This window comes from Phenylobacterium sp., from assembly GCF_044372605.1.
Lineage (GTDB): Bacteria > Pseudomonadota > Alphaproteobacteria > Caulobacterales > Caulobacteraceae > Phenylobacterium.
Genome location: NZ_JBILRO010000122.1, coordinates 1 through 9847, shown reverse-complemented (window position 1 = coordinate 9847; position 9847 = coordinate 1). Strand labels below are relative to the sequence as shown.

Genomic DNA, 9847 nt, shown 5'->3' with positions numbered 1-9847 from the left:
CTCAGTTTCAGAGCGGACACAATGCGCACGGCAGTCACTCGCGCGTGATTGGGCCGATCCTCTAGCGACGTTGAGCTACCCAACCAAACGGTCCGATCAGCAGGACGCCCACCACGAACCCGGTGAGATGCGCCTCCCAGCCTACGGCGGCCGACCCTCCCCCCGGAACCAGCAGCCCCCCGGCAAACGCCATGATTATGTTGACGATCAACCAGCCCAGACCCATCCCTGTGACCGCGCGGGAGAAGATCGGCCCGACCCGTCCATTGCCCCCGATCAGCCGCGCGGCACCGCCCATCAGGCCCGACGCAGCACCTGACGCCCCGATCAGAGAGACATTCTGGTCCCAGTGAAGGGCCGCAAACCCCGCGCAGGCCAGCACCCCGCAGAACAGGTAGAAAAGTAAGAAATCCAGCGCGCCACCTACATTTGGTCCGAAGAACCGCGCCACCGGCGCTCCGAACGCGAGGATGAAGGCGGCGTTCATCAAGGCGTGCGCCCAGTTGCCGTGAACGAATACCGAGGAGATCATCCGCTCCGGATGCCCCTCCAGTAACAGTGCCGGCGAGAAAGCAAGCCATTGGGTTACGCTTTCGAGCGGGAACCGACTCTGGAGCAGGTACCCCAGCACAATGGTGACAACGAGCGCCACCACCGGCCACGGCGCGTTGACCAGCGGCCCAGGCGCCGGCGCCGGTCGCAGGCCCGGGGGATCCGGTTCGCCGGGACGAGATCCGCCAGAAGCGGGAACTTCGAATAAGACAGCCGTCATTATGCGCCTATGTAAGCTGTGTTGCGGCTCTGTGCGAGTGACCTGTCGCTTGGCCTTGCTGTGGCCACGGAGCTTCGCAATGGTGCGCAGGCGTTTCACGAACCCATTCAGGCAACACTGATGACCCGCTACTCCGGCGCAGGCGCCGCCCTCGCCGCTGCTATCACCCTGGCCTTCCTGCCGTCTTCCATTCAAGCCCAGGCGCCCGCGCCATCCGGCCAGTGGGCTCAGGCGACGTCGGATCTCCGAGCCGACCCGGCCATCCGATTCGGGACCCTGCCCAACGGTATGCGCTATGCGATCCGAAAGCAGTCGATTCCCCCCGGCCAGGCGGCGCTCCGTCTTTGGTTCGACGCCGGCTCCCGTATGGAGACCGACGCCCAGCAGGGCCTGGCTCACTTCCTGGAACACATGGCCTTCAACGGATCAAAGGAGGTCAAGGAGGGCGAGATGATCAAGATCCTCGAGCGCCTCGGCCTGGCGTTCGGCCCCGACACCAATGCCTCCACGGGCTACGGCGAAACCATCTACATGCTCGATCTTCCGCGCACCGACGCCGAGACCGTGGATACGTCTCTGAAGCTCCTTCGGGAAACCGCCTTCAACCTGACCATCGATCCGGCGGCCGTTGATCGGGAGCGCGGCGTCGTACTGTCAGAGGAGCGCTCCCGCGACACCCCCGGCTACCGGGTCTACGTCGCCCGCAGCAACTTCCTGCTCAAGGGCCAACGCCCGCCCACCCGCATTCCGATCGGCAAGGTCGAGGTCCTGAAGACCGCTCCGGCCAGCGCCATCCGCGATTATTATGATCAATGGTATCGACCGGAACGGGCCGTCTTCGTCGCCGTGGGCGATTTTGATGTCGACGCCATGGAGGGAAAGATCAGAACCGCCTTCAGTGGCTGGTCTGCCCGCAAACCCCCTGCGCCAGCGCCGGATAACGGCCCGGTGGCCCAACGCTCCGCCGAGGCGAAGCTGTTGATCGAACCCGGCGTCACCCAGACCCTGCAGGTCGTCTGGGTCAGCCCGCCGGACCTTTCCCCCGACAACAAGGCGACTCGCCGCCGCGACCTGATCCGCAACCTGGGCCTGGCCGTGCTGAACCGTCGCTATTCGGCGATAACCCGCAGTCCGAACCCGCCCTTCCTTGGCGCCGGGGCCGGTCAGTTCGAGCAGGAGAATGCCGCCAACATCGCCATTATCGGCGTCCAGGCCGAGCCCGGCCGCTGGGCCGCGGCCCTGGCCGGGGTCGAACGAGAGCAACGCCGTCTTGTCCAATACGGTGTGCGACAAGACGAACTGGATCGCGAGATCGTCGAGATCCGCGCCAGTCTGAAGGCTTCAGTGGCCGGCGCCGCCACCCGTCGACAGGCGGAACTGGCGGACGACATGGTGGGCTCCCTTTCCGAACACGCGGTGATCACGGCGCCAATCGACGACCAAAGCGAGTTTGAGGCTACGGTGGCGGACCTGAAAGCCACCACGGTCAACGAGGTTCTGAAGACCGTCTTTCAGGGTCAAGGTCCGCTGGTGTTCATGGCCTCGCCCACCGCCATAGAGGGTGGCGAGGCCGCTGTCCTGGCGGCGCTGACAACATCCCAGAAGGTCGCCGTTCTACCCCAAGTCCAGACCGCCGCCATCAAGTGGCCGTATGACAGTTTCGGGGTCGCCGGCAAGGTCGTGGAACGGCGCGAGATTGCGGATCTGAAGACTACCTTTGTACGCTTCGCCAACGGCGTCCGCCTCACCGTCAAACCCACCGCCTTCCGCGACGATGAGGTACTTGTCCGGGTCAATGTCGGCCAGGGCCTCAAGGGCCTGCCCAATGACCGCCAGAGCCCGCTCTGGGCCGCCAGTGCCATGATCGAAGGCGGACTCGAGAAAATTGGCGTCGAAGATATGGAACGCGTCCTGGCGGCCAATGTGTATGGCGCGCGCTTCAGCGTTTCGGACGACGCCCTGGTCCTGTCCGGAAGCACCCGAACCGGCGACCTGCCGACCCAGCTGCAGGTCCTGGCCGCCTATGTCAGCGAGCCGGCCTGGCGGGATGAGGCATTCCAGCGCGTGAAGACCGCCTACGGAACCGCACACGACCAGTACGAATCTACGACCGACGGCGTCATGGCCCGGGACCTGCCGGGTCTGATCCACTCCGGCGACCGGCGCTGGACGTTCCCCAGCCGCCAGAACATCGCCGACGCCCGGGTCAGCGATATCCAGGCTGCAATTGCACAGGATCTGGCGAAGGGTCCGGTCGATGTGGTGATCGTCGGCGACATCACGGTGGATCAGGCGATCGCAGCCACCGCCTCGACCTTCGCCGCCCTGCCCCGGCGCGTCGAGCCGCGTCCGGTCCCGGCGGCGCAGCGCGCTGTCGGCTTCCCGAAGGGCGACGGTAGCGCCGTGGAATTGACCCACAAGGGCCGCGCCGATCAGGCGGTCGGCTACATCGCCTGGCCCACCAGCGACTACTGGGCCGACCCCCAGCGCGCCCGCGACACCGCCGTGCTTCGCGAGATCATGAACCTGCGCCTGACCGACGAACTCCGCGAAAATCAGGGCGCCACCTACTCTCCTTCGGTCGGCTCCCAGCACAGCCTGGTCTGGCCCGGTTGGGGCTATATCGCCGCCACCGTCGAGGTGCCGCCCGAGAAGCTTCAGGGCTTCTTCAATGACACGCTGAAGATCGCCGCGAAACTGGCGGAGGATGGCGTCTCAGCCGACGAGCTGGCCCGAGCCAAGACACCGCGGATCGAGGCCTTGCAGAAGGCGCAGCTGACCAACGGCTATTGGCTGGGCGAGCTTTCGGGCGCGCAGGCCGACCCGCGCCGCCTGGACGTAATCCGCCAACTGATCACCGGCACCGAACGGATCACCGCCGCCGATGTTCAACGCGCCGCCCAGACCTGGTTCAGGCCGGGTCGGGACTACCGGGTGGAGATCAAGCCGGCAGCGAGGATGAACGGGGCGCCGGCCACCCCTACGCCCTCACAAACACCCCGTGCAGACTGACCGGTAGCGGATGCTCTGAGCGCCAGGTGCAGATCGGGCCCGCCGAGATCCGGCGGGCGTCGAATACGTGGAGCTCCGTCGCCTTGGCCCGGGTGTTGACCGAGGGCGCCAGCAGCCAGCCGTCCAGCTCTTCCGTGCCGCCGGGACGGGCGACGAAGACCGCTTCCTCGACCAGATGACTGGCGCCGAAGTCGTAGCTGTTGGACTTGCCGGCCTTCCAGTCGTAGGTCGCCACGCCGTGGAACAGCGGGGTGTTCGGCGCAGTGGCCGTGGCGTGGATCGTGTAGCGGCGCGTATCGCCAGACCTGCGGCCGTCGACGCGCGGGAACTCGGCGGTTACCCCGGTGGGTTCCAGCGTCGCGCGGCCATCTGGCCTGAGCGTCACCAGCGTCAGAATGGGGTCCGGTTCGGGTTCGAAAGTCCCCTTCATGAACGCCTTGCCGTTTGTGGTGGCAAACCGGGCGTCGGGCGTGAAACAGCCGTCGAACCGCAGGGTACCGTCCGCCTCTTCCCAGGCCGAGCCGAAGTGGAAGGCGAAGAAGGGCGGCAGTTCATAGATGCGACGTTTGGTGAGGTCGGCCTTGTCCAGCACCAGCACCTGTGTCCCCATCTCGGGGCGCCAGGTGAAGCTGTCGGCATAGGGCATCACCATCCGGTCCTGAACCCACGGCTGCAGGATCACGATCAGGTGGCGTTTGGTCGCGGTGAAGTCATGGACGTAGCTGGCCATCGGCAGGCTGACCATGTCGGCGGATTTCAGGGCGCCGTCGGCGGCGACGCGCCAGACAATCGCCTGCGTCCCCGAAAGACCCAGGCTCCAGACATCGCCGCCGGGATCGCGGCGCGGGTGGGCCAGGAACGGCATATGCACCAGGTCTTCGCGCAGGGTTTTCATGCCCTTGGTGGACAGATCCTTCGGGTCCATGGCGACGGGCGAGCCCGCCTCCCACAGCGCCCACAGCTCGCCACCCATCGACATCACCGAGATGTTGGCCGGGTTGGCGTCGTCGGCGTTTCGAACCTGGGCCCCGGGTTTTCCCGCCGTTCCGAAGCCGGGCTGGACCATGGCGTTGGCGGCCGCCTCGACGCGGCGCTTGGGCGTATCAACGAAGCGCGCTTCCAGCGTCGCTGCACCGTCCGATACCCGGAACGCCCGCATCAGGCCGTCGCCGTCGAACCAGTGATCCACCGAGCCGCCGGGCCGATGGAACTTGCCCGGGCCATTGCGATAGAGGCTGCCGGCGAGGTCTTTCGGCGCACGACCATGCACCAGCTTGAGGGGCGCACGCGGCAGGTCGGCGTCGACATCGCTGAAGGCGACCTGCCAGTTGATCCCCGCGACGGCGCCCTGACGGAGCTGGGCGGCGGCCTGGGCCAGTTCGGGGGTCAGCACCGCCGTGGCGGCCGCGCCCGTCAGCGTCTGAAGGAAGTGACGTCTGTCCATGGGTCCGCTCCTGCTCAATCGATGGTGATGGCGTGGGCGTTGGCGCCGGCCTTCACCTCAAAGCTGGCCGCCGCCCATCTGGCCGGGCTCATGTTGGCCACGGCGTTGTTCGAGAAGGCGAAGGGCTCGGTGGGGATGCCGAAGGGGTTGGCGTTCATCTTGCCGTCGCCGTTCACATCGTGAAACGCCTTGATGGCATATCGGCCGGGGGCAAGGCCCGTAAACGTGCGGGTCGCGGTGGCCGCAGCCACCGGCAACATTACCGCCGCCACCGGTTTGGCCTTGTCGTTGTAGGCTTCTTCGCTGTTCACGAGGGTGAACATGATGGCGCCCTGCGTCGCCTTGATGCCGTCGAAGGTGACGTTGAGACTGGCCGTGTCCTGAGCCCGAACGCCGGACGCCAGCGTGGAGACACCGAGGACCAGGCCCAGGAAAAGGGGAAGCGACTTCATAAGGAACTCCAGGGAGTGGATGAGCGATGCCCAACCCTGCCCTACGCCCCCCGACCACGGCATCCGCCGATACGCAGATCGTCGCATCCCTTGCGCGAATGACGTCCGGAGCCATTCGCGCTGCGTGAACGGCGCCAGTCGTCAGGCCGCCCTGACCTCATCTTCTTCGATCGGCGCCTCGTCAGCGGCCAGGAACGGACTACCCAGAATCGAGTCCGAAACCTTCTCGGCGATCATCATGGTCGGCGCATTTGTGTTGCCGCCGATCAGGGTCGGCATCACGGAGGCGTCCACGACCCGCAGGCCCTTCAGCCCCATCACCCGACAATCGGCATCCACCACGGCCATCGGATCGCCTGCCACGCCCATGCGGCAAGTGCCCACCGGATGGTAGATCGTTTCGGCGGTCTGCCGAATCCAGGTGTCGATCTCGGCGTCGGTCTGTACGGCCTTGCCGGGGAATAGTTCCTCCGAGTTGAAGGGCGACAGCGCCGCCTGTTCGGCCACGAGGCGCATCATCTTCACGCCTTCGCGCAGAGCGCGCCGGTCTTCCTCGGCGGCGAGGTAGTTGGCAAAGATGGTGGGATCGTCGAAAGGATCCGCCGACCGCAACCCCACCCGACCGATACTCTCGGGCCGCAGCTGGCAGATGTGGAAGGTGAAACCGTCCTGCTGAACCGGCCCGGCCTCACGATTGCCGTGGTTGCGCATCGCGGCCAGCACCACGTGGACCTGCAGGTCAGGCCGGTCGAGATCGGGCCGCGACTTCAGGAAGGCGCCGGCCTCCAGCGGGAACCGGCTGCCCGGCCCCTTCTTGAACAGCATGTAGGTCAGACCGATGAGCAGGGTGCGCAGGCCTTTGGTCTGGGAGTACATGGTGATCGGCTTGGGGCACGCCCATGAAAGCGCCAGATCCAGATGGTCCTGCAGATTGGCGCCAACCCCCTTCAGCGTATGGACAACCGGCACGCCGTGCGGCTCCAGGTCGTCCGGATTGCCGATCCCTGAAAGCTGCAGGATCTGCGGTGACTGCACCGCGCCGGCGCAGACCAGCACCTCGGCGTTCGCGTGAACGATCTTTCGCTCGCGCGTGGTCTCATCGGCATATTCCACGCCTGTGCAGCGACCGTCCTCAAGGATCAGCCGGGTCGTCCGCGCACCCGTGACGCAGGTGAGGTTCGCGCGCGTCAGGATCGGATGCAGATAGCCCTTCGCCGCGCTCCAGCGTTCGCCGCCCGAGATGGTGTGTTGGTAGGGGCCCCACCCTTCCTGCTGGAAGCCATTGAAGTCGGCGGTCACCTTGTAACCTGCCTGCCGGCCCGCCTCGATCGTGGCCTTGTAGATCGGGTTTGGATCGGCGGATCTGGTGACCTTCAGCGGCCCCTCGCCGCCGTGCCAGGCATCACCGCCCCCTTCAAAGCCTTCCGAGCGTTTGAAGTAGGGCAGCACATCCTTGTAGGCCCATCCCTGCAGGCCCATCTGGCGCCACTGGTCATAGTCACGGGCATGGCCACGTATGTAGATCATGCCGTTGATCGAGGATGATCCGCCCCAGCCTTTACCGCGCGGCCAGAACAGCTTGCGATCCTCCAGATGCGGTTCGGCCTCGGTCCAGAAGCCCCAGTTGTAGGTGCCTTTGTCGGGGATCAGCTGGGCGACACCGGCCGGCATGCGCACCATCAGGGCGTCATCCTTGACGCCGGCTTCCAGCAGCAGGACGGACTTGCTTCCATCCGCCGTCAGCCGGTTGGCCAGTACGCAACCGGCGGACCCTGCACCGATGATGATGTAGTCAAATCTGTCCACGTCGTACCGTCCCGGACCGCTGTTAAGTTGCCCGGGACACTGGCCTAACGGGTTGCCCGTCGCAAGAGTGACTCCTGCGTCAACTTCATGTCAGGCCCAGCCACACCACGGCCAGAATGAACAGGCCAAGCGCGATCACACAGAACAGTTGCAGCAGAACCGTTCGCCAAAGCGCGGAGAACCATCCCAACCCATAGGCGCCCCTGAGCTGGAAAAACATGTGCGCCGGCGGCGCCAGGACCAGCCATCCGGTCTGCAAGCCCAAACGGTCGCTGACCGCTCCTGCCATGATCAGCGCTGACATGAAGGTCAGCGAGTAGAGCACAAACACGCCGTGGTCATAGAGCGTCACCCCCCGCTTCCAGACGAACAGCAACGCGACGAACGGGATCGAAATGGGCACCAGCAGGAACGAGAATTTGTAGAAGGTCTGCTGCAGCTTGTAGATCGCGAATTCCGGGTTTTCGGCCTTTTGACGCAGCTTCTCATCCAGGGCCTTGTTTCCTGTGCCGATGGTGAATTCGCCCGAGCGGACCCCTTCGGCGAGCCGCGTCTTCCAGTCTCCGCTGCCGGGTGACGAGAGGGCGGTCGTTCTTCCGGTTTCAGCCGCTTTCACGCGCTGCTCGGCCGCCTCCACGGCTTTGTACAACAGCGGGCGTTGTTCCGGACCTACCCCCTCAAGGGCCGCGCGCGCCTTGGCGACATCAGTTCTCAGTTTCGCGATTTCCGCAGCGGTAAAGTCTCTGCGCTCAAGCACCGCCTGCTTCGGCGCGGGCGCATAGCTCAGCGCCATAAACATCACGAATATCGTGAACAAAAACAACGCCAGCGGCGACACATATCGCGCCCGCTTGCCCATCACCCAGGCACGGGTAAGTTTTCCCGGCCGGAATACCAGCAGCGGCAAGGTCCGCCAGGCGCGGCTGTCGAAGTGCATGACCCCGTGCAGCAGTTCTTCGCCCAGGTGCAGCAACGTCCGGTGCACATGGCTGGGATTGCCGCAGTTGTGACAGAAGCGCCCAACTGTCTTCGTCCCGCAGTCGGCGCATGGGATTTGGTGCGCGCCAGCCACGCCGGAAGGTTTCTCAATCGCCGACGCGATCAAACCCCCTGTCGCGGCCCCGCCGACTGCGTCCAGATCCATGGTCGCCCCAAATGAGTGTGCTCGGCACTGTGCCGGGGTCGCCGCATTCCCACAAGGTTGCTGCTAGTCGAACACCTCAGCCTGGGAGGGATCGAAGGGATCGAGGGGATTGAGGGGATCGAGACCAAATCTGTTGGGGCCAGGCGTGCCCCGCAGGCACCCGAGTTCTACAAAGACCCAGATCGAGAAGGGCAAGGTCAAGGCGTTCAACCCTGCCGCGGCATCGGCCTCGCCAGCTCCTTCGGCGGCCAGGGCCAGAAGAGAAAGAACAAACACGGGCAAATACATCGGGACGAGCCACCATGCGCCCTTGCCCCGGTCGTGCAGGCGGCGGACCAGATTCGCCGTACTGACCCATATGGCGCCGATGACCAGAATTCCCGCCACCAGTGGGCCCAGGACGGGTATGAAGACCGCCAGGAGAACCGCCACGAGGTAAGCAGGAACGAGCGCCAGCGCGGTCAGCCAGTACGGCTGCCGGTTTGTACGGCCAGCGAAAGAGAAATACGGACGATACCTTTCCAACCTGATCCCCCACAGCTTGCGACTTGACCCGACCGCAAACGAGTGAGGCGCATTCGCCGGGAGTACCGGCCCGCGCTTCAGGTCTAAGGCCTTCAGCTGCGATGATCACTTTTCGTTCTCAACACGTCAAGCGTGTATGATAGAATATCGACCGGTCTGCGCGAAAGCCGCCGTCAGCGCCCCTTCCACGCCGGGGCGCGCTTCTGCGAGAACGCCAGCGGGCCTTCCACGAAATCCTCGGAGGTGAACAGCGCCGCCACCGCCGGATAGCGGTTCTGGCCCTTGATGGCCGCTTCCAGACTGGGCTCATCCAGCCCGCGATAGACGGCTTCCTTCGACGCCCGGATCGACATCGGCCCCAGTTCGCAGATCCCCTTGGCCCACTCGTTCGCCACTCGCATAAGGTCTTCTGCGCTGGTCACCTCGGCGACGAAGCCAAGCTCCTTGCCTTCAGCCGCCGATACCCGCCGAGCTGTCAGGATCATCGACATCGCCCGCTTCACGCCAATGGCGCGCGGCAAGCGATGCAGGCCCCCGGCCAGCGCCGCCAATCCCACCCGCGGCTCCGGCAGCGCAAAAACCGCCTTGTCCGACGCAATTATAATGTCGCAAGCCAGCGCGATCTCGAACCCGCCGCCCATGGCCACGCCGTTCACCGCCGCGATGAGAGGCTTGGTCAGGTCATAGCGCGA

The 9847-nt window shown here is 65.1% G+C and carries 8 protein-coding genes; 1 reads left to right on the top strand and 7 read right to left on the bottom strand.

Annotated features, from left to right (window positions below):
* Positions 1 to 61 precede the first annotated feature (61 nt).
* Positions 62 to 652 (bottom strand): rhomboid family intramembrane serine protease, encoded by a 591-nt coding sequence (locus ACIQ42_RS10985; RefSeq protein ID WP_397422236.1) that lies wholly within the window; start codon positions 650 to 652, stop codon positions 62 to 64.
* 240 nt (positions 653 to 892) lie between these two features.
* Here ACIQ42_RS10985 and ACIQ42_RS10980 point away from each other — a divergent pair, with 240 nt between their 5' ends.
* Positions 893 to 3784: a M16 family metallopeptidase gene (locus ACIQ42_RS10980; RefSeq protein ID WP_397422235.1), complete on the top strand. Its 2892-nt coding sequence runs from the start codon at positions 893 to 895 to the stop codon at positions 3782 to 3784.
* Here ACIQ42_RS10980 and ACIQ42_RS10975 read toward each other — a convergent pair.
* The 6 genes from ACIQ42_RS10975 to ACIQ42_RS10950 all read right to left on the bottom strand — a co-directional run.
* On the bottom strand, positions 3753 to 5228 hold the full coding sequence (locus ACIQ42_RS10975; RefSeq protein ID WP_397422234.1) for a carotenoid oxygenase family protein: 1476 nt from the start codon (positions 5226 to 5228) through the stop codon (positions 3753 to 3755). The genes ACIQ42_RS10980 and ACIQ42_RS10975 overlap by 32 nt on opposite strands.
* Positions 5229 to 5242: 14 nt before the next feature.
* The gene (locus ACIQ42_RS10970) at positions 5243 to 5680 is read right to left on the bottom strand and encodes a DUF2141 domain-containing protein (RefSeq protein ID WP_397422233.1); all 438 of its coding nucleotides are present in this window, start codon (positions 5678 to 5680) and stop codon (positions 5243 to 5245) included.
* Between the two features lie 141 nt (positions 5681 to 5821).
* Positions 5822 to 7486, bottom strand: a complete 1665-nt coding sequence (locus ACIQ42_RS10965; protein ID WP_397422232.1) for a choline dehydrogenase — start codon at positions 7484 to 7486, stop codon at positions 5822 to 5824.
* A gap of 85 nt (positions 7487 to 7571) precedes the next feature.
* Positions 7572 to 8591 (bottom strand): DUF3667 domain-containing protein, encoded by a 1020-nt coding sequence (locus ACIQ42_RS10960; RefSeq protein WP_397422231.1) that lies wholly within the window; start codon positions 8589 to 8591, stop codon positions 7572 to 7574.
* Positions 8592 to 8693: 102 nt separating this feature from the next.
* Positions 8694 to 9155: a DUF805 domain-containing protein gene (locus ACIQ42_RS10955; protein ID WP_397422230.1), complete on the bottom strand. Its 462-nt coding sequence runs from the start codon at positions 9153 to 9155 to the stop codon at positions 8694 to 8696.
* Between the two features lie 173 nt (positions 9156 to 9328).
* On the bottom strand, positions 9329 to 9847 hold a 519-nt coding region (locus tag ACIQ42_RS10950), incomplete at its 5' end, for an enoyl-CoA hydratase-related protein (RefSeq protein WP_397422229.1).